This window comes from Novosphingobium sp., from assembly GCF_031424035.1.
Lineage (GTDB): Bacteria > Pseudomonadota > Alphaproteobacteria > Sphingomonadales > Sphingomonadaceae > Novosphingobium.
The window spans coordinates 20,995-47,552 of the sequence record NZ_JANPGP010000055.1 but is presented as its reverse complement, the minus strand read 5'-3'; the positions used below and the strand labels follow the sequence as shown (position 1 = coordinate 47,552).

The following is a 26,558-nucleotide window of genomic DNA, read 5'->3' as shown; positions in this document are numbered from 1 at the left end:
CTGCTCCCCCGTGCAAGCGGGGGCCACAGGAGGCCACACGGAACCTAGCGTCCAGAGGCCTGAGGCCCCCGCCTTCGCGGGGGAGCGTATTGAGTACGACGTCAATCGCGCTCAGGCAGGAGCAGTTCCGGATCGACCGGCAGGTTATATCGCCGCACTTCGAAATGCAGCTCGATGCGTTTGGTTTCGCCCGTATCGCCCAGCAGGCCTACGCGTTCGCCGGCCTTGGCGCGGTCGCCCTTCGTAACGGTGACCTTCTGCAGCTTGGCATAGGCGGTGTGCCAGCCATTGCCGTGGTCGATCACCACGAGGTTGCCGAACTTCTTGGGTTCATAACCGGCATAGACCACGCGGCCGGCGGCGACGGCGCGCACGGCGCTGCCCATATCACCGGCAAGGTCGATGCCCGTGTGCGGATTGCGCGATCCGGACGGAGTAAAGCCGCGGATCACCGCGCCCGGCGCGGGCCAGCTGAACTTAAGCCCATTCGGCGCGGTTGCCAGCGAGGGTGCTGCCGGGACGCTTCCCGGCCGAGCGACGGGGCCGGGCGGGGGAGGTGGGACATTTGCGATGGTCGGAATGGCCAGCTTTGTGCCGGCCGTGACCCGCTTCCTCGGATCGATAGCATTGGCCGTGGCGATGGCGTCCCACGGCACGCCGTATTGCAGGGCAATGGCAAAGCCGGTTTCGCCCGCCTTCACGGTATGGCTGCGGCGGCGCGGGATGACCAGCTTCTGGCCCGCCTTGAGTGCATAGGGTGCCTTGAGGCCGTTCGCTTCAATGATCAGCACGCGCGGCACCACGGCGCGCTGCGCCACGCCGCCCAGCGTCTCACCGGGCTTGACGACATGGACTGTCTCGTTCGCCGGATCACTGTCCTGCGCCAGCGCGGTCCCACATGGAACCGCGAACATCAGGGCGAGGACAGCAAAGCGTTTCATGCAAAGCGTTCCTTGAGCATGGCGAGCGAGGCATCGTGCGTGAGGTCGAGCTGCAATGGCGTGACCGAAACGTAGCCGTCGGCAATCGCCTCAAGGTCGCTGTCGTGGCCGGGGGTATGCTCGATCCCGTCCAGACCGAACCAGAAATAGCGATAGCCACGCGGGTCCGTGCCCTCGACCACCGATCCGCGCGCATAGTCATGGAAGCCCTGCCGCACTGCGCGAATACCCTTCACCTCGTTCGCGGCCAGCGCCGGGAAGTTGACATTGACCAGAGTACGCGGGGCGAATGGCGCGTCAATAAGGGATTTCAACAGTTTGGGGCCCCATTCCTCGGCGGCAGCGAAGGAAACGTCATCGCCCATGCCTTCCTTGGAATAGACCTGGCTGAAGGCGATCGAGCGCACGCCGGCCAGCGCGCCCTCGATGGCGGCGGATACCGTGCCTGAATAGGTCACATCATCGCCCAGATTGGCGCCGCGATTGACGCCGGACAGGATCAGGTCGGGTGGAGCGGGGAGGACTTTCTTGATGCCCATGGTGAGCGCGTCAGTCGGCGTGCCGCTCACCGAAAAGCGTCGTTCGGCGTGCTTGTACAGCCGCACCGGGCGGGTGAGGGTAAGGCTGTGCCCCGCGCCGGACTGTTCCTCGCTCGGCGCGCAAATCCATACGTCGTCGGAGAACTGCCGCGCAATCCGCTCCAGCACGTTGAGCCCGGGGGCGTTGATGCCGTCGTCGTTGGTCAGCAGAATGCGCATTACGGAACCAGCCGCGTCACGCCGCCCATGTAGGGGATAAGCGCAGCCGGCACGTCGACCGAGCCGTCTTCCTGCTGGTAATTTTCAAGTACGGCCACCAGCGTGCGGCCTACAGCAAGGCCCGAGCCATTGAGCGTATGAACGAACTCGGGCTTGGCCTTGTCGCCGGCAGGGCGGAAGCGCGCATCCATGCGCCGCGCCTGGAAATCGCCGCAGTTGGAGATCGAGCTGATCTCGCGGTAGGCATCCTGTCCCGGCAGCCAGACTTCGAGATCGAAGGTCTTGCGTGCGGTAAAGCCCATGTCACCGGCGCAGAGCAGGACCTTGCGGTAGGGCAGTTCAAGCGATTCGAGGATCGATTCCGCCGCCTTGACCATCCGCTCATGCTCGGCCTCGCTGTCCTCGGGCCGGCAGATCGTGACCAGCTCGACCTTCTCGAACTGGTGCTGACGGATATAGCCGCGCGTATCGCGACCGGCGGCGCCCGCTTCGGACCGGAAGCACGGGGTCAGCGCGGTCATCCGCAGCGGCAAGGAGGCCTCGGGCAGGATCTGCTCGCGCACGGAATTGGTGAGCGACACTTCGGCGGTCGGGATCAGCCAGCGACCATCTGTGGTCTGGAACAGGTCCTCGGAGAACTTGGGCAGCTGGCCGGTGCCGAAAGCGGCCTCGTCTCGCACGAGCAACGGCGTCGCACACTCGATGTAACCGCCTTGCACCGTCTGCTTGTCAAGCATGAACTGCCCCAGCGCGCGCTGGAGCCGCGCCATCTGGCCGCGCAGGAACGTGAACCGCGCGCCGGAAAGCAGCGCCCCGGTCTCGAAATCGAGGCCCAGCGCCGGGCCAAGATCGGCGTGTTCCTTTGGCGTAAAATCAAAGGATCGCGGCGTTCCCCACCGCGAAACCTCAACATTCTGGCTCTCATCCGCGCCATCGGGGACATCGGCGACGGGGATATTGGGATGGCGGGCGAGCGCGTCCTGCAGCTCGGCGGTCAGTTCGCGGTCTTCCTGTTCCCAAGCCGGGAGCGTGTTCTTGAGCTCGGCAACCTCGGCTTTCAGCGCTTCCGCCGTGCCCTTGTCGCCCTTGCCCATGGCCGCGCCGATGGCCTTTGACGCCTCGTTGCGGCGGTTCTGCGCCTCCTGCATCTTGGTCGCCACGGCGCGCCGCGCGGTGTCGAGCGCCAGGATCGGCCCGGACTGCGGCACTACGCCGCGGCGCGCCAGACCGGCGTCAAAAGCTTCGGGATTCTCGCGGATCAGTCGGATATCGTGCATGGCGCTGCGCTATGCCGCGCAGGGCCATGCAGTGCAAGCATGCTCGCTTACTGGCGCGGGCAGGTGCTCATCCCGACGATCGAATAGAGCGGGCAGGTGCTGAGGAACCCGGTGGCGAGCGGGATCAGCCCCAGCCAGCCCCAGTTGCCGATTGGCAGTCCGACGCGGTCTCCGACGAACACGAGCGCGATTAGCACGGCCCCGATCACGATACGCAGGGCGCGGTCGATACCGCCGACATTGGTCTTGAACATGGCAAGTCCTCCTTCCAGGATGCAGCCTGTCTCGGCGCTGACGCCCTGCGGCGCATTGATGCGTATCAATTGCTGGAAGTAGGCGGAAATGGTGGGCGCGGCAGGGATTGAACCTGCGACCCCACCCGTGTGAAGGGTGAAATAGCAGCAAGATCGTTGGATTGCCGCCACTCAAATTGAGAACAGAAGAGGTTTAGGTCAGGAACAAAGCGAAATCTGCTGTCCATATGCTGACCATTCCCGCTGTGGCCTGAGTTAGTTAGCGACCTAAGAAGTGCGATGCGACAGTTGCTTCCGGAAGGCGCAGAAGAGACGGACAGCTTTCCACACGAAATAGCCCTGGCGCATCAGGTCGGGAGCGAAGTCGCCCGTGCCTATCGGCGCGGGGACACCCTTGATCAGCGCCGCGACATGATGGCGGCCTGGGCTATCTACTTGTCAGCTCCGAGCTGAATTCTCCAGAACCTGCAGAACTTTGGAATACCCGGAGAGTGCCTCATTGAGAGCCGAGCGCTTAGACGCTTCGACGCAGGGAAGTGATAGCGCACAAGAAGGGTACCACGCCCTTTCCCCAGTCAACCTGCCGCCTAGACGGGGATCATGGAAATCCACAAATTCTGAATTTCTGCAAATCGGTAACTCGACCGGTGGCGTGGAAATCGAGGGCCTTTCTGATTTCTCAGCACTTCCAGTCCAGGCCAGCCCCAACACCGACCCTACTGCGAGATGCGGATCCGGGCGGTTCAGTGCGACCATTGATGAACACCGCTGAAAGAAGGAACGGCGCTTTTTCAATCGAAACGCACGAGGGCGATCATCTATGAAAAGGGATCTGGCGGTGCTGTCAGTGGTGCTGTCAGTCTAATCGCAACTCGTCTCCGCTTTTTTGCAGCTTGAGCTTTGAGTGCGAGACCTTAGCCCATGAGCGACTGCCACTCGGCCAGTGCGGTCGAGCGGCGAAGCTTGTATCGCCGACAAATATCGGACCGAACCTGTTCCACCATTGTCGCATCGTCTCGTGACAGAGATCGATCCCGCGTTCGAAGAGCAGGTCCTCGACATTGCGCAGGGACAGCGGAAAGCGCACGTACATCATCACCACGGGCCGGATCACATCGGGTGAGGAGTTGAAATATCGAAACAGACTAGCGGGTTTGTGAGGGCGGAGCATGCAGCGCTCCTAGACGTCAACCGCGCCCATCGCCAATTGGTGCATTTGCTCTGACAGTGCCCAATAAATTGATTGTACTCAATTCGCTCCTTTGCGATCATACCCTCACACGGAATGACGACCTACGGAGCCGGCGTACACAAACGCGGATTATAGGGAGATGCGGGAGATGCGAACTTTTCGAGCATTGCACGTTATAGCAGTCACAATCTTTCTATGCGGCGCTCCACTTTTTGCAAAGAGTGCATCCATTTCGCAAATTTCCGGCCCGATCGCGGTGACCGCTGAAAGTGGCGAATCTTATCGCGGATCGAACGAGCAGCCTGTTCCCGGCCCGGGCCTGCCGATGCCGGACCTTGAGCGGGTAGGCTATGTGCAGGAAGAATTCGTCATCTCCGGCACGGTTGCGGGCAAGCCGTACCGCACGTCGCTACTGCTGCGCCGGCCGACGGATCTCAAGCGCTTTTCCGGGCTGGTCGGAGTGGAAACGATCCATGCCGGCGGTGCGATCCCTTTCTGGGGTGTGGGGCGCGAGGTCTGGGCGGTGGGCGGACATGGCTGGGTTGCCGTGGCCTCGCAGCGTGCGGCGCTGGAAAACCGGGTAAAGAAGTTCAATCCCGCGCGCTACGCATCGCTCTACATTCCGGAGGCCCCAGCAGGTCCAAACGGCATGGCGGCCAGCCCGCAGGATGCCATATCGCAGGCGATCATGACGCAGGTCGGCATGCTGCTGAAGAGCAACCGCAAGGCGGGACCTTTTGCGGGAACCAAGGTTCGCTATCTGCTGATGGGCGGATCGTCGCAGACTGGCGGCACGACCTTGCGCTATATCCAGCAATCGCACGCGGCAGCGCGGTTGCCGAATGGCAAGCCGATCTATGATGGCTATATGCCGATGGAGGCTTTTTCCGCCACGCGGATCGATGGCGGCGACGCGGCCGTGATCCATGCGGTTGGCGAAGGGGATTTTGCCCTGTTCCGGGCGGGCAACCCGCAGATCAGGTTCGCCGCCCGCGAAGATGCCGACGCACCAAAGGACCGGTTTCGCGAATATCAGTTCGCCGCAGCCTCGCACGTACCGACGCGTGGCCGGACCTCAACGGATCGGCAGGGGGAATATCCCAGCCAGTTTCCGACCCAGCCGTTCTACAAGATGGCGCTGCTTCACCTGATCGACTGGGTAACGCAGGGCACGATGCCGCCGCGCGGACTCCGGCTTGAACAGTCGGCTGACGGTGTGATGCATCGTGATGAGCACGGCAACGTCAAAGGCGGCATCCGTTCGCCCTGGGTTGATGTGCCGAGCGCCCGCATCATTGCGGCAGCGCCGATTGCGCCCGGAGACCCCAATACGCGCGCGCAGCAGGGTCTGCAGGAGAACTTTTCTCCCGCAAAACTGACTGCGCTTTACGGCACGCGAGATGCTTACCTCGCGCGGTTCTATGCCGGGCTGGACGCGCTTGTCGCCGCGCGCTGGATCACCGCTGCCGATGGCGCACGCTACAAGGCGGAAGAGGCAGCCAAGCCGCCGTTCTGAGGCGGGTTTCGGGAGCGGATAAATGAATGAAGTGATACCTTCGCTGGATCGCCGGACTCTGCTTCGTGGCAGTGCGGCTCTGGGCCTCACTGGCGCCTTGGCATTGCCTGCCTCCGCCGCAGCAACGCTTCCTGGTGCAGTCGAGATCAAGGCCTTGATAGACGAACGCGTGGCAGCGCGGCAGCTTCCCGGGGCGGTCGTCGCACTGGGCGGAAACAATCGGCCGGCCGTATTCATCTCCGGCGGCACGGTCGATTTTGACAGCACGAGCCGGGTCAATGAACACACGCTGTTCCGCATGGCATCGATGACCAAACCGATCGCCGGCATGGCCACCATGTTGCTGATCAGCGAGGGCAAGCTGAAGCTGGACCAGCCGGTGGCAGACTTCATCCCCGCTTTCTCCAACATGCGTGTGGTGACCGACCCGAAGACGACAGAGAGCCGCCCCGCAGAACGGCTGATCACCATCCGCCACCTGATTACCCATACAAGCGGGATCGTGAACGAGCCTCCCGGCACGATCGCGGAAAGCTATCGCCGTCTCGGCCTGACTGGCGGAGCGCCCGCGTTGACCGCGTCCGCGGATGCCCTGCCGCCGCCCCGCAGCCTTGACGATTATGTTGTCCGGCTGGCGCAAGTGCCGCTGACCTGCGATCCCGGAACGAAGTGGCTCTATTCCCCTAACCTCGACATTGCCGCGCGGGTGATCGAGGTGATCTCGGGTATGCCGTTCGACACGTTCCTTGAAAAGCGCATGTTCGCCCCGCTGGGTATGGCGAGCTCCGGTTTCTGGGTCAGGCCCAAGGACAAGGGCCGGCTGATGACGATGTATGCCCGGCAGGGAGGTGCTCTTGTGCCGACCGATGCTGCGGCAACATCGCGCCTACTGGTCAAGCCCGACATTCCCCGCGCTTCGGGCGGGCTCGTCTCGACTCCGCGCGACTATGATCGCTTCCTGTGGATGGTGGTGAACCGGGGTCTGCTGGACGGCAGGCGCGTGTTCCCCGCCGATGCAGTGCAACTCGGTACCTCAAACCTGCTGCCGCCGGGTACGGACATGAGCCAGTACACGTCACGCACCGGTTATGATGGCTTTGGCGCGGGCGGCATGGTCACGGTCGGTGGTCCAAGGCCGGGCACCTATGGCTGGGGCGGATCGAGCGGGACGACCGGATTTGCCAATCCCGCCATGAAGTCGCGCTGGGGAAGCTATACCAATATCGGTGCGAGTGACTTCGGTCGGCGCGCCATGGCGGCTGCTGGCATGTCTTTCAGTCAGGCCATCATGCCCGGCGGTGCCGAGCGGATGGTTCCGGCAAGGAACTGAGCTTCAAGAGCCGGGCCGCACTGCGGCAATCAGTCCGCCATCGACAAGGATATCGGTGCCTGTGATGTACGATGCCTGGTCCGAGGCGAGGAACGCAACGACCCCGGCAATCTCGAGCATAGAGCACTCGCGGCCCAGCGGCGCAGCTTCAAGCAAGGCCATCTTGCCCGCCGAATGCTTGTAGGATTCGGCTCCCTGCGGCGAGGCGATGAGCCCCGGCGACAGTGAAACGATGCGCAGACCGCGCTTCCCCCAGGCAGGGGCAAGTCGGCGGCACATGCGGTTGAGCGCTGCCTTGGACAACGCATAGGCCTGATTTGCATTGGCCTCTGCGCCCAGTTCCGCTGCGAGCGCCGCGATGAAATCCGGCCGCAGAGGATCGTCGAGCAATGGCTGCAGGACGGCGGGAACATCCTGCATGTGCGCTGCCGAGGACGAGATAAAGATGCCCGCGCCGCCGGGTTCCAGTAAATCTAGGAAAGCCTCTGCCACGCTCGCCGCACCAACAAGGTTAACCGCCATGATCGCGGTGAAATCTTTTGCCGCGGGTGACAGGCCGACGACATGGGCGAGTGTCCGCACCTTGCCCCGCGTCGAAGCGGCATCAGCCAATGCGGCAATATCCGGAGGACTGGTGACATCGCAGGCGATGGCGGTGGCATCGTAGCCCTGGCTGCGCAGATCGGCGCAGTGCTGTTCGACAAGCACGGCATCGCGATCCGCAATCAGCAGCCGGTGCGACAGGCCAAGCCGCCGGGCGACAACCATGCCCAATCCGCCTGCGCCAACTACTACGGCCATCGGCCAATCGGGTCGCTCGCTGCTTCCTGCTTTCACCATGTTCCATCCCAAGCCTGTTCGATTGCCGCAATGCAGCCGGAACATAGATGCAAGCAAGTCCTAAATTGAGTATGTTCATTATGCGATCGGACGTCCCTATTACAGCCATACGCGGCAAAAATTGTCGCATATTGTATGTTCTGGCCTAAATGAGGTTGCTCAATGTTGACGGTCAGCCAGCGTTGGCATAGATTCAAGCATAACAGGCAAGCCAGTGTCCGGAGTCGTCGCTGCCCGAAAAGGGCAGGACGCGCTGGATCGCCGGAGAGGAAGCAAAAGGACCACAATGAGATTGCCAGCCATCCTGCCTCCCAGTCGGAAGACGCGGCCCCCCTTCGCTGCGGTTACGGCATTCGGCGCGCTCACTGCGGTGGTTGTCTCGTCCGGCGGCGCGGCGCAAAACCCTGGCTTTGCTGAGCCGCGATCGCCCGGCGGTCCAACCACCTTTCGCCGTCTGGACGAGGCGCAGTACAAGCGCTCGATCGCGCAGATCTTCGGCGCCGACATCAAGGTGCCGGGCCGGTTCGAGCCGCCCGTCCGTGATGAGGGCCTGCTGGCCATCGGCAGTTCGAAGGTCATCGTCACCCCGTCGGGGATCGAGCAGAGCGCAGTTCGCGCGCGCGAAATTTCGGCAGAAGTGCTCAGCGAGGCCAAGCGCAACCGCTATGTCTCGTGCCAGTTGACCGCTTCGTTCGACAGCCCCTGTGCCTCGCAGTTTCTGGACAAGTATGGCCGCCTGCTGTTCCGCCGCCCGCTCTCGGCGCAGGAGCGCTCCGCGGCATTGGCTCTCAGCCGAAATATCACCCAGACCTCAGGCAGCTTTGCCAAGGGGCTGGCGGCGGGCCTGTCGTCGCTGCTGGTTTCTCCCGCCTTCATCTTCCGCGTCGAGCAAGCCGAACCGGACCCTGTGGACAAGGGGCGGGAGCGGCTCGATTCATGGTCGCTCGCCAGCCGGATCAGCTTCCTGTTGTGGAACGCCCCGCCCGATGCGGAACTGCTCGATGCAGCCGCCAATGGCTCACTTCACTCGCAGGCCGGTCTGGAAAAGCAGGTCGACCGCCTCCTTGCCTCGCCGAAGCTTGAAGACGGCGTACGGGCATTTTTCAGCGACATGCTGGGTTTCGATCAGTTCGACGGACTGTCCAAGGATTCGGCGATCTTTCCGATCTTCAATCCGCGACTGCGCGACGATGCCAAGGAGCAGTCGCTGCGGACGATTACTCACCATCTTCTGACGAACAATGCCGATTACCGGGAGCTGTTCACGACGCGCGAGACTTTCCTCAGCCGCTCGCTCGGCGCACTTTATGGTGTTCCAGTGAAGGCCAGGGCGATCAATGGCTGGATGCCCTACACCTTCCCGGAGGGCAGTCCGCACGCCGGTCTGCTGACTTTCCCTGGCTTCCTGCTGCTCGACCCTTCACATGAAGGCCGCTCTTCACCGACCATCCGCGGTAAGACCGTGCGCGAGAAATTCCTCTGCCAGACGGTTCCCAATCCGCCGGCCAACGTCAACTTCCGCATCGTGCAGGATACGGCCAACCCGCAGTTCAAGACTGCGCGTGAACGGCTGAGCGCGCACAATGAAAGCCCGGCCTGCGCGGGTTGTCACCGCATCACCGATCCCATCGGTCTTGCGCTTGAAAACTACGACGCCGTCGGGACGTACCGTACCCATGAAAACGGTGCGTTGATTGACCCGAGCGGCAAGTTCGACGGCAAGCCTTACAGCAATGCAATGGAACTGACGCGCCTGCTGCATGACAGTCCCAGCGTGCCGTCCTGCGTGGTCCAGCGCACGTTTGAATATGGCACCGGCCGTCAGTCCGTTCCGGGCGAAGGGCCTTGGCTCGAGGCGCTGAGCCAGCGGTTCACCGCCGATGGCTATCGCTACAAGGCCCTGCTGCGCCGCGTCGCCACCAGTCCGGCTTTCCAGGCCGTTGCCCTGCCTGCACCGATTGCGCCCAAGCGCGTCGCCTTGCTCAACCGCCAGCCTTGAGGAGAATGTCGATGTCCCTATCCAAGTGGAACCGGCGCAGCGTGATGAGCGGAATGCTGCGCGGCGCATCCGTCGCGGTCGCTCTGCCCTGTCTCGACCTGTTTCTGGATGGCAATGGCGAAGCCATGGCGGCAACCGGATCGCCAATCCCCACCCGGTTCGGAACGTGGTTCTGGGGCTGCGGCGTAAATGAAAAGCGCTTTTTTCCCGATGCGGTTGGCCGAGACTTCGCCTTCAAGGAAGAGTCCATTGCGCTCGCCCCGCTGAAGGACAAGATCACCATGTTTTCGGGCTTCAACGCCTATCTTGATGGCCAGCCGAACCTGACCCACTGGTCTGGCATCATGACGACGCTTGGCGGTACTGTGCCGACCAAGGGTGGCAACGGTCAGGGCGCCGCGCCCGCCACGACGCTCGATTGCCTTGTCGCCGATCACCTTGGTAACGGAACGCGTTTCAAACAGCTCGGTATTGCCTGCACCGGGCAATCGAATGTCAGCTTCTCAATGCGGGCTGGCACCACCGTGAACCCGGCCGAAGTTGATCCGCTGGCGCTTTATACCCGGCTGTTCGGCACCGGCTTTCAGGATCCCAATTCGGGCACCTTCAAACCCGATCCGAACGTGATGATCGAACAGAGCGTGCTATCCTCAGTCAAGGGCCAGCGGGAGGCGCTTAACCGGGCTGTCGGCAGCGCTGACCGCCACCGGCTCGACCAGTATTACACCTCGGTTCGCGAGCTTGAGAACCAGCTTGCCGTGCAGCTCCAGCCACCGCCGCGCGCCGACGCCTGCGTGGTGCCAAAGGCGCCCGCCGGGATGGAACCGGGCACGACCTGGGAAGATGCCACCGCAATGCATGATCGGCTGACCGACCTGCTGGTAATGGCACTGGCGTGCAACCAGACTCATGTCTTCCACGTTGCGCTGTCTCAGGCGACGTCGAACCTGCGCAAGGCGGGGCAATCGATCGCGCTGCATGAACTGACGCACGAAGAGCCTATCGATCCCAAGCTGGGCTATCAGATTGAGGCGACCTTCTTCCTCGAACGGGTCATGGGCCTCTACGCCAACCTGTTGACCAAGCTCGACAAGGTGAAGGAGGGCAACGGCACGCTGCTCGATCACTCGCTGATCCTGGCAACTTCGGAAGCAAATCTGGCCAAGTTGCACACGCTGGAATCGCTGCCGATTGTTGTTGGCGGGAGCGCTGGCGGACGCTGGAAGGCGGGGCAGCATATCGCCGGGAAGGGCGACTCCGTTACCCGAGTGGGCCTCACCATCCAGCAAGCGCTCGGCATGCCGGTGGGAACCTGGGGGACTGGCGGCAACGAAACTTCGAAAACTATAGGCGAGGTCATGGCGTGATCGAGCTCACCAATACCCATCGCCTGCGGACAAGGACGAGCATAATGAAATCCATCGTAATCCTCGCGGCAGCTTCGCTTGTGGCCGCCAGCATCGGCACGCCCGCGCTGGCCGCAGACGCGGCTCCAGCCGCTACTGCGGCGAAGTACAGCTCCAAAACCACACCGATGTCCGTACTGCTCGGTGATCCGGCAGCAAAAGCGGTGCTGGTCAAGCATGTGCCACAACTGGTCGGTAACCCTGACATTGCGGAACGTGCGGGCGGCATGACGCTCAGCGAGATCGGCGATGCCATCAAGGCCTATTCGCCTGACGTGCTTTCCGAAGCGGTTCTTGTGAAGATCGATGCCGACCTGGCAGCTTTGCCGGCGCGCTGAAACGTCGCGGATCGATTGAAGACAAAAAATGAGAGGACAGGATCGCGTGCGGAACGAAGGAAAGCTTGGTCTGATTGCACTCAGTGCGATGGCGCTTGGCTGGAGCGAAACGGCCTCGGCATACATCGGCGACAGCTTCCTTTCGATCCCCGATCAAAAGGGCCACTGGCAGGGTACCGAACACAAGGACTGGATCCGCGCGGAGGCGAGTGAGTGGCAGGGCCGCCTGACCAAGCTCAATAGCGGTGCCACCGATCCGCTGGCGGGCAACAAGCTGTTCTTCGGTGGTCCCAACGTGCCCAAGCCCGGCAATGGCGGTGGCAAGATCGCGCTGTCGTTCAGCAAGACCAATGCCGATCTTCCGGCACTCATGGCGCTTTGTGCCAAGAAGACGCCGATCGCGCAGCTGACCTATGCCGAAAGTTCCGACCGCGCTCGTCCCGTGCTTGAACTGGGGGCACGCCCGGCTGAGTTCCCGGCGTTCTGGGAATACCGTTTGAAGGACGTGGTGGTAGATGACTGCCCGGTGTTGAAGGGCGCCGCTGACCAGATCATCATGATCTCGTTCCGCGACATTCAATGGCTGAACTATGATCCGGCGCGGCCCAACGCCAATCCCATTCCGGTCGCACCTGAGAAAATCAGGGCAGTCCGGCCAGCAGCGCCGAAACCTGGTCAGAAAGCCCGTGCCTACCTGATCACCTGGATCGCGCCGGCTACCCTGCCTCCGCAGGCCGAGGCTTGCCCGGTGCTGGAAACCAAGCCCAGCGAGGCGGACGTCTATCGCTATCTGACGGAAGGCGAAGTGGCCGTACTCAAGAAGCGCTGGTCAATGAAGGGCGTCTCTTATGGCCCGGACAGCGAACGGCGCGGGCCGCACCGGATGAGCGTTGCCAGCTTCCCCGGTTCCGTGCCTGACCCGGTCATGCCCGAGCCGAAGGCGACCATCGCTGATGGCCTTGACCTGGATGGTGAGCAGTCCGGCACGCGCACACCCAATGGCATCCGCAAACATGCCAATTTCACTGCACCCGATGGCCGCAAAGGCATCGATAACCAGCTCCTGCGCGTCTATGGCTGCGTCCCCGGACTGCGCGGCAAGCAGGGCTATGGCAACCAGACGCCAAATGCCCGCCGCGCCGATGGCAACGTCGTCACTCTCATTGAAGTCAGCGGGATCGACGACGACAAGAACGACGGCGAAGTCGAGGTCGCATTGATCTATTCAGGCGATCGGCCGGTGCGGGACAGCCTGGGCAAAACTTTCATCCCGAACTACACGTTCTCCCCCAGCCGCGATCCCAACTTTGCCATCTACAATGCGCGGGTGAAGGGGCGAATCGTCGACGGCGTGGTCATGTCTGACCCGATTCCGCTGCTCAAGATGAACCCCGGCCAAGGCCCGGAAGCCAGCCTGCATCAGGCCCGCTTCCGCATTGCACCGCAGGCGGACGGATCGGCAAAGGTGTTGCTTGGCGGTTATCAGGAATGGAAGAAGCTGGCCGTCAGCAGCGGCTATTCGGAAGGCCTGTTCAACTACAAGATCCCGGGGCTTTATTACGGCTTCCGCCGCCACGCTGATGGGCTCTACGATCCGGTCTCGGGTGAATACAACGGCATCTCGATGGCATACGAGATTGATACGGTCCCGGCGTTCCTTGTGGACGAATAGCGCGTTCACCGCGCCTCTCCGGCCCACCGACTGGACAGCGGCACACGGCGCGGGCAAGTAACCCGTGTGAGCAAGGACAAGCCCGTCAGCCCGATCGACGTTGCGGCATCACGCCTGCGTGACGTTGCCCTGACCGCAGAAGAGGGCACCCTACTAGGCAGCGAGGATGCGCTGGTCGAGATGGCCGGCGTTTCGCGTGTTACCGTGCGGCAGGCGGCGCGGCTGCTGGAACGGGAAGGCCTGCTCAAGGTCAAGCGCGGGATCAACGGCGGCTATTTCGCCTCGCGGCCCGATGCCGATCTGGTTGTTGCCACGGTGTGCAACTATCTAGATTCGCTGGGATTTCAGGCTAACCGGACCGGCAATGTCAGTACGGCCCTGTGGGTCGAGACGCTGCGTCAGGCTGCTTGTGCTGACCGTGACCGGGTGCGCAAGGTCGCCCGCGAACTGGTGGCAATGTACGAAGCCGTGCCCGATGAGGCCCCCGCCATCGTCATCTCGCAAGCCGAACGTGATGGCCGCAAGCGGATCTTCGAACTGATCGACGGGGCCTATATCGACCTGATTTTCCAGATCAACGTCACCTTCGCCCGCAGCAAATATGCCACCTTAGTGTCAGGATCGCCGGGCGTGGTGAACAGCCGTTTTGCCCGGCGCTGGCGGCAGGCCAAGCTCGCCGAGCTTGATGCCATCGTTCAGGGCGACGAACTGCTCGCCATGATGGCGGCCCTTCACACCCGCCGCCTGTGGGAGGGCCGCGCGGTCGATTGGAGCCAGGACGACGACAGCGGGCAATGACCCCGCTCGGCGCGCCCGGCACGCTTGACGAAAGGCCGCAGCCGACTCCCGGCCTCGGGCTTGGTGTCCAGTTGCTCTATGGCCTGGGAGCTCTGGCAAGTGCCGCGAAAACAGTGCCGATCAGCCTGTTCCTGATGCTCTACTGGAACCAGATCGTCGGCCTGTCGGCTTTCATGGTTTCGGCGATAGTCATGGTTTCGCTGGTTTTCGACGCGGTGTTCGATCCTTTGGTCGGGGCTTGGTCGGACCGGCTGCGCAGCCGGCTGGGGAGGCGATTGCCGCTGATGTACGCGGCCATCGTGCCGATGTCGGTGCTGTTCATCATGCTGTGGACCCCACCGCGCTTCACCCCCTTCGGCATCGAGATCTACCTGGCGGTGATCCTGCTGGCGCTGCGTCTGTTCGATACCCTGTTCGAATTGCCTCACCTCGCGCTCGTGCCCGAACTGACGCGCGACTATGACGAGCGGACCCGCCTGCTCACCATCCGCTCGCTGTTCGAAGCGATCGGCGGGATCGGCATTTCCGCGCTCGCCTACAACTATTTTCTGCGTGAGCATCCAGATGGCAGCGGCGGCGTACTCTCGGGCGACGGCTATCCTTCGTTCGGGTTGTTCACCGGCGCGGTGATCGTGATCTGCCTGCTGATAAGCACGGTCGGGTTGCATCGCCGGATTTCAGGCCTGAAGACGATCACACCGCAGCCGAAACCCGCCAGCCTATTCGGACACATGCGCCGCAGTTTCGGATCGCCCGGCTTCAAGCGGCTGGCGCTGGCCGCGATGCTGATTGCGCTTGGTTCAGGCATGGGCAGCGCGCTGGGTCTTTACTGGCTGCTATACTTCTACCGGTTCACCCAAGCCGAAATCTCGCTTCTGTTTGTGCCGGCGATGATCGGCCTCGCGGCGACGGCACTGACGCCGGTGATCGTGCGCCGCATCGGCAAGCGCCGCGCGGCGGTAGCCATGCTGTGGTTCTATCTCGCAATCACATCGCTGCCCTTGCTGGCGCGGCTTACCGAGATGGTTCCCGAACGAGGGACCCTCCTTTTCCTGCTGGTCGGCCTGCAAAGCGCGGTGGGCGCCGGGACCATGGCGATGGTGCTCATCGCCTTGTCGTCAATGAACGCCGACCTGGTCGAAGAGGCGGAACTGCGCACCGGATACCGCTCCGAAGGACTGATGGTTTCGGCGAACACCTTCGTGCGGAAGGCCTCGCAGGGACTTGGCACACTCGCCGCCGGGCTGGTCCTGACATTCGCCGAGTTTCCCACCGGCGCGGACAGGAGCGAGGTGCCGGGTGATGTCCTGACCCGCATGGGCTGGCTTTATCTGGCGGTCACCTTCGGGCTGGCTCTTGGCTCCACACTGATCCTGCGCGGCGGCAGCTTCGAGCGCGTGGACCATCTTCGCCGTCTGGAAAGGCTCAACTAAAGCCAGCCGTGAACGCCAAGCGCCCATTGGTGCGCGTGACCCTGACGGCATAGGGCGCTGGCGTATGCGCGGCGACAAGACTGGCACCCAGGTCGACCGCAAGATCGACGAGCATCCGGCGGGTCGCCACCAGTTGGTCAATGTCCTCCCCGCCCGCGAAATGGACATGCGGTTCCGCCAACTGGATTGGGTGGTGGAAACAGTCCCCGGTGAAAAACAGGTGCCGTCCGCCGGAATCAAGGTGGACCATCTGGTGCCCCAGCGTGTGACCTGGCGCGGGTTTGACCGTGACCTGCGGGCACACGCCGTGGTTGCCCTCCGCCAGGTCCATCAGGCCGGCACGCATCACGGGCGCGACGCTGTGTTCAAACACCCCGGTATTGTACTCGGGCACTTCCAGCCCCGTCTTCCCGCTGCGAAACCGCTCATATTCCATGCGCTGCACGATGTAGCGCGCCTTGGGAAAGGTCGGCACCCAGCGTCCGTCGCGCAGGTGGGTGTTCCAGCCGCAATGGTCGTGGTGAAGGTGCGTGCAGACCACGAAGTCTATGTCTTGCGGCCGGTAGCCGAGACTTCCCATAGCTTCGATATAGGGCGTGTCGAGCAGGTTGAAGAATGGCACGACATGCGGCCTGCCATTGCCGGTGCACGGATCGATGAGCACGATCCGGCCCCCGACTTCCACGATCCAGCTTTGGAAGACCAGATCGAACATGCCATTGGCATCGAGGAAGTGCGGTTCAAGCCAATGGCGGTTCGCCGCGATCAGCGCCTCGTCCTGCGTGAAATAGGTAATCCTGTTCGGTATCCGGACCTCTTCGATCCAGTTCAGCCGGGCATCGCCGAAGGTGATCGCGGTCATGTCAGGTCATCCCGTCCAATGTGACACGCAGTTCAGGCGACCGAGGCTTTTGCCTCGCTCGCCATCACCGCGTGACGCTGCTTGATGCGATCGATCCAAACCTTGCGGCTGTGCTGCGCAGCAACTCCGGCCAGGTTCTCGTTTCCGCTGGCCATGGCGTTCATTTCCATGAGCTTCGCCTCGCGCCAGGAATTGACGAAGGCGGCATGGGCGGGGCCGGAGTCATTCTCAGCTGGCATGCTGAAATGCCGGCGTGAGAACGTGACGTTCACGTCGAAGATCAGCTTGATGTAGGGGCTATGCGCCAAGGAGAAAATTTCGTTCTGGATTATCAGATCAAGCTCGCGGACCTTGGCGAAGCTGGCGTTCTCGTCGAGCGACTTGAGCTTGCGGGATACGCGATCGACAACGCTGCGGATTTGCGAGGGATCGGCATTGCTCGCCGCGCGGACGGCAACCACCCATAGCGCGGTTGCCATTGTCGTCGTGTCATTCCCGTCGACATTGAGCGCTTCGAGATGCGCGCCAAGCGTGCTCTCGATCGTCTCGGCCGTGGGGCGGGTACCGAAATAGCCACCATTGATGCCACGGCGGACTTTGAGCAGCCCTTCGCGCTCAAGCAGGCGGGCGGTCTGGCGGACAGTGCTGCGCGAACATTCGAGGCGTGTGACGAGCGAATCCTCGCTGCCGATCAGGGTGCCCTCTGGGGCGTCGAGAACGATCGCCCGCAGCCGGTCTGCTGCCTGCTGCGTCGCGGTGCGACGCTTGGTCTTGGCCATCTGTGCACACTCCCCAATCGGACCATTTGTCCGCATTTGCCTCAATTTGCGTAAAAGTCGCCCCCGCGCAACCCGCAAATGCCGATATTCCGGCTATAGATTATCCTCAATGGCCGCAGACACTTCTGCACATAGAACCCTCTCTTTAGGCCTCATTCGCACCGGCGATTGCCGAAAATGAGCTAAAAGAGGAAGAAAATGCCATTGCCAGCGCTTATCAAAGAATATACTGAAGGCGCTCAGATAACAAGATTGCTAAAGCGAAACGCAGCCAAACTGGCTTAAACATGGCCCTCAAAAGCATGTGCGCTTCGTAAAAGAGACAAGGATAACCGGCACGAACCGGTCATATCCGCACTTTGGAGAGGGGGATTGCACATGAAGTTCCGTACATTCATTCTGCTGGCCAGCACTTGCCTGGCCCCGGTCGTGTTCACAGGCCAGGCCTATGCCCAGTCTTCCGCGCCCGCCTCTTCCGATGAGGAAAATGTCGACAAGGACGAGATCGTCGTCACCGGCTCGAACATCCGTGGCATCACGCCCGCCGGTGGCAATTCCACAGCCGTTTCCAAGCAAGAGATCGAAGCGCGCGGCGCGACCAGCGTGACCGAACTGCTCGATACCATCCCGCAGGTTTCGGGCGGTGCATCGAACCAGGGCTTCGGCACGGGCATTCCGCAGGTCAGCGCTGGCCAGGTCGGCGCTTCGTTCGGCAGTGGCACCAGCGTTATCAAGCCCGGCCTGCGTCAGAACCCCGGCGATTCGGAAACCGGTACGTCTACCTTGCTGCTGGTCAACGGCCTCCGCACTTCGGGCACCGGCATCACGCAAAACGTCGCCGATCCGAACACCATTCCTGTCTCGATCATCGAGCGCGTCGACGTTAGCCTTGATGGAGGTTCGGCGATCTATGGTTCGGATGCGATCGGCGGCGTCATGAACTTCGTCACGCGGCGTTCCTTCGAAGGCGCTGAAGTTTCCGGCAAGTACGGTTTCGCCGAGGGCGGCTACCGCAACTGGGACGTCAACGCGACCGTGGGCAAGAAGTGGGACAATTTCTCGGCCTTCATTTCCTACAACTACGCCGGTTCGAAGCCGCTGCAGAACAACAAGGTGGACTGGTTCCAGCCGCTCGATTTCTCGACCGGTTACGAGCGCGACCTGCGCTGCAATACGCCAAATGTCCAGTTCGGCTCGAGCAGCGTCGTCGCCGGAACGCACTATTATCCGTCGACTGCCACCGGGATCGGAACTGCCCCGTTCACCACGACCGGTACGTTAATCGGCACGCCGAATGTCTGCTCGCTTGGCGCGCTGGGATACAAGTCTCCGGAAACCGAGCGTCACAACGTCTACGGCGTTGTCGCAGTCGATCTGTCCGACAGCATCGAGTTCACTCTGCGCGGCCGCTATGCGCAGAGCCGGGTCGCAGCCATCAACGGCTATATCGATAACCCCGGCACTGCCGGCTACACGACGACGATCACCAGCCGCAATCCGTGGTACCGTCCGGTTCCCGCCGGCGAGACTGCCAACGGCAATTACACCGTGCTCGGCAATTTCAGCTCGTTCATTCCGCTTGAAGACCGTGAGGCATCGACCTTCTTCAAGCAATGGGGCGCAGTGGGCGAAGTGCTCGCACGGCTGGGCGGTGACTGGCAGGGCAAGTTCACCTTCAACTATGACGAAAGCCGCAGCAACGCGACGGCTCCGTCGACCGATACCGCTGCCTTCAACCAGATGCTGATGACGTCGAACACCTCGACGACCAGCTGCGCGGTGGCGGCGAACCTCAACTTTACTTCACCTTCGGCTGGCAACCTCGCCGCAGCGCAGGCAGCTTGCTTCAACGTGTTCAATCCGGGGGCGACCAATCCGGCGCTGCTCACCAAGATCACCGGGGGCCATCTCGACAGCTTTGCCCGCGACCGGATCTTCCAGACGCGCGCCGTGTTTGACGGAACCGTCGTTACACTGCCGGGCGGTCCGCTGAAGGCAGCTATCGGGGCTGAATACTTCGTCGATTCGACGACCAACGGGTTCTCGCAGATCCTGCCTTCGACGACCACCAACTTCCGTCCGCCTTCGGTAACGCAGAAGGTCTGGTCGGTATTCAGCGAAGCCAACATACCGCTGGTCAGTGAGGAAAATGCCACGCCGTTCATCCGTGAACTGCGGCTTTCCGCCTCGGGCCGCTATGACAAGTTCAACCGCTATGGCGGCACGTTCAACCCGCACTTCGGCGTGGTATGGCGTCCGATCGACATCCTCGCCCTGCGCGGTGCCTGGGGCAAGTCGTTTCGTGCTCCGACGACGATGGACGTGATCGCCAGCAGCCCCGCCGGATCGCAGGTCAACTTCCGCACCGTCAATCAGGTGTTCCCGTTCAGCCAGGCACTGATCAATCCCAGCGTGCCCTGCGTCATCAATGCCAACTCAACGGCAACCTGCGCCGGTGGCCAGTTGACCACACTAGCAACGATCCAAGGGACCAGCCCCGACCTCAAGCCGCAGAACGGCAAGAGCTGGTCGATCGGTGGTGACTTCACCCCGGTTGCAGGCCTTCGGGCGAGTCTGACCTATTACGTCACGACTTACGAAAATGCCTTCGCCAACCCGTCGCTCAATCCGGCCTATTCGACGTTGGGCCTCGGCATCTATAACAACTCTGCCGGTACCGCGATCACCCAGTCGATGATCGATGCTTTCATCGCTCAGGGATCGGTTGTCATCGGCCAGACGGGCACTTCGCCGCCAACCACGCCAAGCAACATCTACCTGCTGGCTGACATCCGCACAGTGAACATGAAGTTCAGCCGCGTTTCGGGTCTCGATTACTCGCTGCGCTATGACTTCAGCACTGGCTTTGGCAAGATGTGGGCCAGCATCAACGGCACTCACAACCTGTCCAACAAGTCGGTACCCTATCCGGGTTCGCCAACGGTCAACAACCTGATCGTCTCGCAGGGTGCGACGGCAGGCAGCGAAACCGGTCCGCTCGGTCGCTTCACCGCGCAGCTTGGCCTGTCATCGGGTGGTTTCCGCACGCAGCTGACCCTGACCCATCTCGACGGGTTCCAGGTCCTGCCAACGGCGACGTTGTTCCAGAGCTCGGTGGATTCGTGGAACCAGTTCGGTCTCTACACTTCGTATGAGTTCTCGGAAGAAAGCCGGATCCTCAGCGGAACGCAGATCTCGGTGACGGTGAACAACCTGTTCAACACCCCGCCGCCGCTGGTCAAGTCGGTCGCCAACATCGCCGGTTCGGTGAACGGGCACTTCGGCGATACGGTTGGCCGGGTCATCCAGTTCGGTCTGCGCAAGCGCTTCTGACCGGATCGCTACACTTTCGCGGCCCGGTTTGCCTCCCAAGGGCCGGGCCGCGTTCCTCTCAACGGATTTTTCAATGACCTCTCTGGACGCCAGGCCGCAATCCTATCGCGCGTCGATCTTTCGCGGCCCAGGCAAGGTCGATGTGGTCGATCTGCCCTATCCGGCTTGCGGCGATGATGAGGTGATCGTGCGCAATGTCATGACTGGCGTCTGCGGGTCTGACATCTTCGCCTGGCAGAAACACGGCCCCACCAGCCGCATCTGGATCGACGAAGAATTTGGCCACGAATCCGTCAGCGAAGTGGTGGAGCTGGGCAGGAACGTTCAGGGCCTCAAGATTGGAGACCGGGTCTTCGTCAACACGGACAAAGCGTTCCGCGACAAGCGCCGTGTCTCGGCAGCGGGCGGCTTCTCGTCCTACCTGCGTATTCCTCAATGCGAGGTGGGTTACAGCCTGCTGCCGCTGGGTAACGACCTACCACTGCGCTCATCGGTGCTGTTCGAGCCCTTCGTGATCGCCACGCGCGGCGTGAAGCAGTTGGCCCCGCAACCCGGCGACCATGCCGTGGTCTTCGGCGCCGGCATCATCGGCATGGCTTCGGCGATCATGCTCAAATGGTATGGCTGCGAGAAGGTCATGGTGGTCGACCTGTCCGACTTCCGGCTTGAAAATGCTGCGGGGCTCGGCTTTGCAACTTGCAATCCCGCAAGGGAGAACCTGCGCGACAAGGCCAAGAACATCTTCGGCGGTAGCCCCGGCTATCCGGCCGAGAAGTGCGGTGCGCGGCTCTATGTCGATGCCGTCGGCGTGGCATCGGTGATCGATGATTTCGCCGCGCTGGCGCCGCGCGACGGCAGCCTGACGCTCGTTGGCGTACACAAGCAGCCGGTGGCGCTCGACCTCGCCCAGGTAGCCTTCAACAACTGGCACATTCATGGCTGTGGCAGCCATTCGACCGAAGAGATGTGGCCCGAGATTCTCGACATGATGCGCTCGGGCCGCTTCGATCTCGCTTCGCTCATCACGCATGAATATCCGCTCGAGCAAATCGAAGATGCGCTCGAACAGGCAGGACGGGCCGACGAAGCCCAGAAGGTCTGCATTACCTTACCGGCCTGATCGGCCTGCCCAAGGACACGTTCATGGCTCAGACGCAAATGACCGCAGGCCAGGAATGGAGGCGTTACTGGACGCTGGTTCTCGCCTCGTCGATTGGCGTCTCCTTCTTCTCGTTCATGTCGCCGGCGCTGGGCCTGTTCATGGAATCGCTGACCCGGGAGTTCGGATGGAGCCGCACCCAGATCAGCCTGGGCATGTCGCTCGGTGCCATCATCACAGTGATCGGTTCTCCCTTTGCAGGGATGCTGATTGATCGCTGGGGTTCGCGCCGCTTGGCACTACCGGGGTTGGTTCTGACAGCCGCGTCGATTGCTGCTTTTGGCTTGTCCACGGGATCGGTCGCCCTGTGGATCGGCGTGTGGCTGATCTTCGGCTTCATCTCGATGACGGTGAAGACAACAGTATGGTCGACCGCGGTTGCCGGTGTGTTCGACACCAGCCGCGGCTTGGCGCTGGGCGTCACTCTCTCGGGGACCGCTGCGGCACAAGTCATTGTCGCGCCGCTGGGCAATTGGTTGATTGCAACGCAGGGCTGGCGCGCGGCCTTCATGTGGCTGGGCCTTGGCTGGGGCGCCGTCGCGCTGTTGTTCAGCCTGCTGTTTCTCTACGACATTCACGATCACCGTCGCGCCGCGATCAAGAACGGCGGAGAAGCGGTGACAGCCCGCGACGATCTTCCCGGCCTCACCGTGGCGCGGGCTTGGCGTAACAGCGCCTTGTGGCGCGTCGCCATCGCAACGCTCCTCATTCTGGCCGTGACTATTGCGGTCAATGTCCACCAGTTCCCGATCCTTGTCGACGCCGGACTGACCCGCGCGGATGCCGGCTGGATCGGTAGCGCAGTCGGGATTGCCGGGATCGTCGGAAAGCTTGTCACCGGCTGGCTGCTCGACCGTTTCCACGCGCGCTGGATCGGCGGCATTACGCTCGCCTCGACGGCAATTGCCTTCCCGCTGCTGATCAAGGGCGTGTCGGGTACGCCGGTCATCGTCGCGGCCATGATGGTCAGCGGTTATGCCGCCGGCACCAAGATCCAGATCTGCAACTACCTGACCGCGCGCTACGCCGGCATCCGCAATTACGGCACGATCTTCGGCTTCATGGCGAGCATGATTGCGCTGGCCGGAGCAATCGGACCGCTGCTGGGCGGCATCGCCTATGACATGTCGGGAAGCTACGCTCCCCTGCTGTGGGGCGGGGCCGTGGTTTCGCTGATCAGCGGCGCGCTGATTTTCAGTCTCGGCCGCTATCCGGATTGGACCACCAATCCCGATTCTACGCCCCACCGATAACCTATAAAGTGCCCTTTATAGCCTTTGATTTGCTAAAGTCATGGCTATAACCGGGTAATAAGTGCAATTCAGGATGCGTTGGAGAGAGTGATGTCGAAGCTGCCTTGGGACATGAGTGGTAAGGTCGTGCTGATTACCGGCGGCAATGCCGGTATCGGACTCGGCTTTGCCAAGGGCATCTGCAAGGCAGGCGGCGATGTCGTGATCTGGGGCCGCCGGGCCGAGGCCAATGCCAAGGCAAAGGATGAACTGGCAGAGTTCGGCACGCGGGTGCTGACCCAGGAAGTCGACGTTGCTGATGAGGCCCGCGTGATCGCTGCCTTTGCCGAAGCCGTTGTGGAAATGGGCCGCGTGGATGGCGTCATCGCCAATGCGGGTCTGATGCTCAACCAGGGCTGCTTCACCAACATGACGAGCGAAGCATGGCATGGCCTGCTCTCGGTCAACCAGCACGGCGCGTTCTATGTTGCGCGCGAAGGTGCCCGCCACATGCGCGCCCGGGCCGAAGCCGGCGATCCGGGCGGCTCGATCCTGTTTTGCGCCAGCTTGTCCGCGCTCACCGGTTCGATCGGCATGCAGCACTACAACGCCGCCAAGGGCGCCATGGCTTCGCTGGCGCGCGGAATTGCGGTGGACATGGGCAAGTTCGGCGTCCGCGCGAACACCGTCTGCCCGGGCTATACGGTCAGCGAAACCGTGATCGACGGCGGGCCGGACTCACCGCTCGGCTCGCAGGTGCGCGAACGCTGCCCGATGGGCCGTTTTGGCACGGCGGATGATTTCGAGGGCATCGGCGTCTATTTCATGTCCGATGCCTCGCGCTATCACACCGGAGACCTCGTCAAGATCGACGGCGGCTGGATGGCCAATGCCGGCAAGCTCAACACCTCGGCGGAGCGCCGGGCATGAGCGAGGTTCAAACGAAGGTCTTCCGGGTCGAGCAGTTCCGCAACCCCGAGATCGCGCCGGAACGCCGCGCCGAGCTTGAAGCGGCAGAAGCCGAGCCGGTTGATCTTTCGACCGAGAAGATCCTTGCCGAAGCCAAGGCGCAGACCGGTCTTGCCGATTTCGGTTCGATGGATTTCGTCGAACGGCTTCAAGCCATCGCTGGCGAAGTTGCGCGCAACACGAACCTGTGGCGCCATTCCAAGGCGCGGATGCGCGGCTCGCTGGTCAAGGCGGCGGCGAACCGGCTGAAGAACAAGGCCTATCTCGATGCCCACCCCGAGGTGGCGAATGAAAAGATCGATCGCCCGATTATCATCGTCGGACTGCCGCGTTCGGGCACCACTCACCTAGAAAACCTGATCGCAGCCGATCGCCGCCTGCGTCACTTGCCGGTGTACCTCGGTTCCGAAGCGGTGCCGACACCGGGTGAAGAACCCGGCCCGGATGGCCGCGACCCCCGCTGGGTGCGTTCTGCTGCGCATTGGGACCGGATGAGCGGCAACCCGATCATGGCGGCCATGCACGAACATTCGCCCGACCATGCCTGCGGTGAAAACGAGCTGCAGATGCCCGATTTCACTACCTATCAGTGGGAGTGGATGGCGGAAGTCCCCGGCTGGCGTGACTATTACCTCGGCCATAATCAGACCCCGCATTATGCCTATGGCAAGCGGATGCTCCAGGCCATCGCGCACCAGTTCCCGAGCGATCGGCGCTGGATCCTCAAGGGCAACCAGCACAGCGAGCAGGTGCCCGCGCTGATGGCAAATTATCCGGACGCCTATATCGTCCAGATCCACCGCGACCCGCTGGCGATCCTGCAATCGGTGCTGACCATGCGCGGCCTGTCGATCCTGTCCGACCAGAAGGAGCCCGACATCAAGGCTCACGTCGATTACTGGGTCGACCGGATCGAACGGATGCTGCGCGCCTATCTGCGCGACATGGACAACGTGCCCGCCGGCCAGCGGCTCGACATTCTGTTTGGTGATGTCATCGCTGACGATGTCGGCACGGCGCAGCGCGTGCTCGAGTTCGCGGGGCTGCCCTCGACTGACGAAAGCATCGCCGACATGCGCGACTACATGGACAGCCACCCGCGCGGCAAGGACGGCCGGGTGGTCTATGACCTGTCGGGCGACTTTAACCTCGACGTCGCGGCCCTGCGCGAACGCTTCGCCTTCTACCGCGAAGCATTCCCCTACAAGGAAGAGGTCAAGGCCGGATGAGCCAGCCGACACGCGACACGAACCAGCCGCTCAATGCCCAGATCATCAACGATGGTCTCGGCAGGCAGGATGCTGTCGATCTGGGGGGCGGCATCTACATGTCGAAGGACGTGTCGAACCTCTACCTTGTCCGCACCGACGATGGCAGCGTGCTGATCAACACTGGCATCATCTATTCGGCGGCCGAGAACAAACGCCGCTTTGATGCGGCGACGAGCGATCCGATCCGCAAGATCGTCTTCACCCAGAGCCATGAGGACCACATCGGCGGCTGGCCGACGTTCAACGCGCCGGGTGTCGAGACGATTGCCCAGGCTAACCAGCCGTTCGTGCGCATCCAGTACCGCGAATTGGGTCAGGCCATGGCCCGCCGCAGCCGCGCGCTGTGGAGCCGTGACCAGAAGCAGGAATTGACCGAGCGCCCCGAGCCGGCGCTGACAACGACGTTCCGCGACTCCCATGCCTTCGAACTTGGCGGGCGCCGGTTCGAGCTTTACTCGGTGCCCGGCGGCGAGACGATCTGTTCGCTGGTGGTCTGGCTGCCGCAGGACCGCATTGTCTTCACCGGCAACATGACCGGGCCGATCTTCGGCCATGTGCCCAACCTCTACACGGTGCGCGGCGAACGCTATCGCTACGTCCAGTGGTATCTGGATTCGGTCCAGCGTGTGATCGACCTTGCCCCTGAAGTGCTGATCACCGGCCACGGCGAACCCCTGCGCGGCGCGGACACCATTCGCGCCAGCCTGACGAAAATGCGCGACTGCGTGCAGTCGCTGCGCGATCAGGTCTTTGCCGGAATGAACGCCGGGGTGGACCTTTGGACGCTGATGCGGACGGTTAAAATGCCGCCCAAACTCGCCATCCCGCAAGGGCATGGCAAAGTGCCGTGGATCGTGCGCTCGATCTGGGAAGAGCACATGGGCTGGTTCCGCTTCGAAAGCTCGACCGAGCTTTACGACGTGCCCCCGCAGGCCGTGTTCCCCGACCTGATCGAACTCGCCGGCGGCATCGAGCCGGTGCTCGGCAGGGCGCAGGCGCTGTTCGATGCGGGCAAGCCGCTTGAGGCCATGCATCTGGCTGAAGCCATATTGGCGCAAGAGGCAGGAAACCGCGCCGCGCTCGGCATCAAGCTCGCCGCAACCGAGGCCATCCTTGAGCGCGAAGGCCGCGAGAACTTCAGCGAAGTGCGCTGGCTCGAAGCCCAGATCGCCAAGCTTCGCACCGAAATGGAGAGCTGA

At 62.3% G+C, this 26,558-nt stretch carries 22 protein-coding genes; 14 read left to right on the top strand and 8 right to left on the bottom strand.

Annotation, left to right across the window (positions count from 1 at the left end; genetic code table 11):
- Window positions 1-101: 101 nt before the first annotated feature.
- From RMO89_RS08515 to RMO89_RS20470, 5 genes are all read right to left on the bottom strand, one after another.
- Window positions 102-941, bottom strand: a complete 840-nt coding sequence (locus tag RMO89_RS08515; protein ID WP_310532494.1) for a M23 family metallopeptidase — start codon at window positions 939-941, stop codon at window positions 102-104.
- The gene (gene surE, locus RMO89_RS08510) at window positions 938-1,699 is read right to left on the bottom strand and encodes a 5'/3'-nucleotidase SurE (RefSeq protein ID WP_310532493.1); all 762 of its coding nucleotides are present in this window, start codon (window positions 1,697-1,699) and stop codon (window positions 938-940) included. Before surE ends, RMO89_RS08515 begins: the two co-directional genes overlap by 4 nt.
- Window positions 1,699-2,976: a serine--tRNA ligase gene (gene serS / locus RMO89_RS08505; protein WP_310532492.1), complete on the bottom strand. Its 1,278-nt coding sequence runs from the start codon at window positions 2,974-2,976 to the stop codon at window positions 1,699-1,701. The genes surE and serS overlap by 1 nt, the downstream gene beginning before the upstream one ends.
- A gap of 47 nt (window positions 2,977-3,023) precedes the next feature.
- Window positions 3,024-3,230 carry a DUF2892 domain-containing protein gene (locus RMO89_RS08500; protein WP_310532491.1) on the bottom strand — a complete coding sequence of 69 codons (207 nt, stop codon included), beginning with the start codon at window positions 3,228-3,230 and terminating at the stop codon, window positions 3,024-3,026.
- 856 nt (window positions 3,231-4,086) lie between these two features.
- On the bottom strand, window positions 4,087-4,401 hold the full coding sequence (locus RMO89_RS20470; protein ID WP_409035527.1) for a hypothetical protein: 315 nt from the start codon (window positions 4,399-4,401) through the stop codon (window positions 4,087-4,089).
- Between the two features lie 160 nt (window positions 4,402-4,561).
- Between RMO89_RS20470 and RMO89_RS08490 the strand changes: the two genes are divergently transcribed.
- The gene (locus RMO89_RS08490) at window positions 4,562-5,938 is read left to right on the top strand and encodes an alpha/beta hydrolase domain-containing protein (protein WP_409035526.1); all 1,377 of its coding nucleotides are present in this window, start codon (window positions 4,562-4,564) and stop codon (window positions 5,936-5,938) included.
- A 22-nt stretch (window positions 5,939-5,960) separates the two neighbouring features.
- Window positions 5,961-7,268, top strand: a complete 1,308-nt coding sequence (locus RMO89_RS08485; RefSeq protein ID WP_310532488.1) for a serine hydrolase domain-containing protein — start codon at window positions 5,961-5,963, stop codon at window positions 7,266-7,268.
- 3 nt (window positions 7,269-7,271) lie between these two features.
- Here RMO89_RS08485 and RMO89_RS08480 read toward each other — a convergent pair whose 3' ends face one another.
- Window positions 7,272-8,069, bottom strand: coding sequence for an SDR family oxidoreductase (locus RMO89_RS08480; RefSeq protein WP_310532487.1), 798 nt, complete (start codon window positions 8,067-8,069; stop codon window positions 7,272-7,274).
- Between the two features lie 325 nt (window positions 8,070-8,394).
- Between RMO89_RS08480 and RMO89_RS08475 the strand changes: the two genes are divergently transcribed.
- The 6 genes from RMO89_RS08475 to RMO89_RS08450 all read left to right on the top strand — a co-directional run bounded on the left by RMO89_RS08475 (window position 8,395) and on the right by RMO89_RS08450 (window position 15,754).
- On the top strand, window positions 8,395-10,107 hold the full coding sequence (locus tag RMO89_RS08475; protein WP_310532486.1) for a DUF1592 domain-containing protein: 1,713 nt from the start codon (window positions 8,395-8,397) through the stop codon (window positions 10,105-10,107).
- An 11-nt stretch (window positions 10,108-10,118) separates the two neighbouring features.
- A complete protein-coding gene (locus RMO89_RS08470; protein ID WP_310532485.1) occupies window positions 10,119-11,474 on the top strand; it encodes a DUF1552 domain-containing protein in 1,356 nt (451 codons plus the stop codon).
- A gap of 44 nt (window positions 11,475-11,518) precedes the next feature.
- On the top strand, window positions 11,519-11,851 hold the full coding sequence (locus tag RMO89_RS08465; protein ID WP_310532484.1) for a hypothetical protein: 333 nt from the start codon (window positions 11,519-11,521) through the stop codon (window positions 11,849-11,851).
- Window positions 11,852-11,897: 46 nt separating this feature from the next.
- The gene (locus RMO89_RS08460) at window positions 11,898-13,523 is read left to right on the top strand and encodes a hypothetical protein (RefSeq protein WP_310532483.1); all 1,626 of its coding nucleotides are present in this window, start codon (window positions 11,898-11,900) and stop codon (window positions 13,521-13,523) included.
- Between the two features lie 66 nt (window positions 13,524-13,589).
- Window positions 13,590-14,321, top strand: coding sequence for a GntR family transcriptional regulator (locus tag RMO89_RS08455; RefSeq protein WP_310532482.1), 732 nt, complete (start codon window positions 13,590-13,592; stop codon window positions 14,319-14,321).
- Complete coding sequence (locus tag RMO89_RS08450; protein ID WP_310532481.1) at window positions 14,318-15,754, top strand: MFS transporter; 1,437 nt, start codon at window positions 14,318-14,320, stop codon at window positions 15,752-15,754. Before RMO89_RS08455 ends, RMO89_RS08450 begins: the two co-directional genes overlap by 4 nt.
- Here the strand turns inward: RMO89_RS08450 and RMO89_RS08445 are convergent.
- Both RMO89_RS08445 and RMO89_RS08440 read right to left on the bottom strand, forming a co-directional pair.
- Entirely contained in the window at window positions 15,747-16,616 is an 870-nt protein-coding gene (locus RMO89_RS08445) for an MBL fold metallo-hydrolase (RefSeq protein ID WP_310532480.1), read from the bottom strand. The genes RMO89_RS08450 and RMO89_RS08445 overlap by 8 nt on opposite strands.
- Before the next feature lie 32 nt (window positions 16,617-16,648).
- Window positions 16,649-17,395, bottom strand: a complete 747-nt coding sequence (locus tag RMO89_RS08440; protein ID WP_310532479.1) for a hypothetical protein — start codon at window positions 17,393-17,395, stop codon at window positions 16,649-16,651.
- 378 nt (window positions 17,396-17,773) lie between these two features.
- Between RMO89_RS08440 and RMO89_RS08435 the strand changes: the two genes are divergently transcribed.
- From RMO89_RS08435 to RMO89_RS08410, 6 genes are all read left to right on the top strand, one after another.
- Complete coding sequence (locus RMO89_RS08435) at window positions 17,774-20,728, top strand: TonB-dependent receptor domain-containing protein (RefSeq protein ID WP_310532478.1); 2,955 nt, start codon at window positions 17,774-17,776, stop codon at window positions 20,726-20,728.
- A 73-nt stretch (window positions 20,729-20,801) separates the two neighbouring features.
- On the top strand, window positions 20,802-21,848 hold the full coding sequence (locus RMO89_RS08430; RefSeq protein WP_310532477.1) for a zinc-binding dehydrogenase: 1,047 nt from the start codon (window positions 20,802-20,804) through the stop codon (window positions 21,846-21,848).
- A gap of 23 nt (window positions 21,849-21,871) precedes the next feature.
- Window positions 21,872-23,140, top strand: a complete 1,269-nt coding sequence (locus RMO89_RS08425; protein WP_310532476.1) for an MFS transporter — start codon at window positions 21,872-21,874, stop codon at window positions 23,138-23,140.
- Window positions 23,141-23,230: 90 nt separating this feature from the next.
- Entirely contained in the window at window positions 23,231-24,049 is an 819-nt protein-coding gene (locus RMO89_RS08420) for an SDR family oxidoreductase (RefSeq protein WP_310532475.1), read from the top strand.
- The gene (locus RMO89_RS08415; RefSeq protein ID WP_310532473.1) at window positions 24,046-25,317 is read left to right on the top strand and encodes a sulfotransferase; all 1,272 of its coding nucleotides are present in this window, start codon (window positions 24,046-24,048) and stop codon (window positions 25,315-25,317) included. The genes RMO89_RS08420 and RMO89_RS08415 overlap by 4 nt, the downstream gene beginning before the upstream one ends.
- Window positions 25,314-26,558, top strand: coding sequence for an alkyl sulfatase dimerization domain-containing protein (locus RMO89_RS08410; protein ID WP_310532472.1), 1,245 nt, complete (start codon window positions 25,314-25,316; stop codon window positions 26,556-26,558). The genes RMO89_RS08415 and RMO89_RS08410 overlap by 4 nt, the downstream gene beginning before the upstream one ends.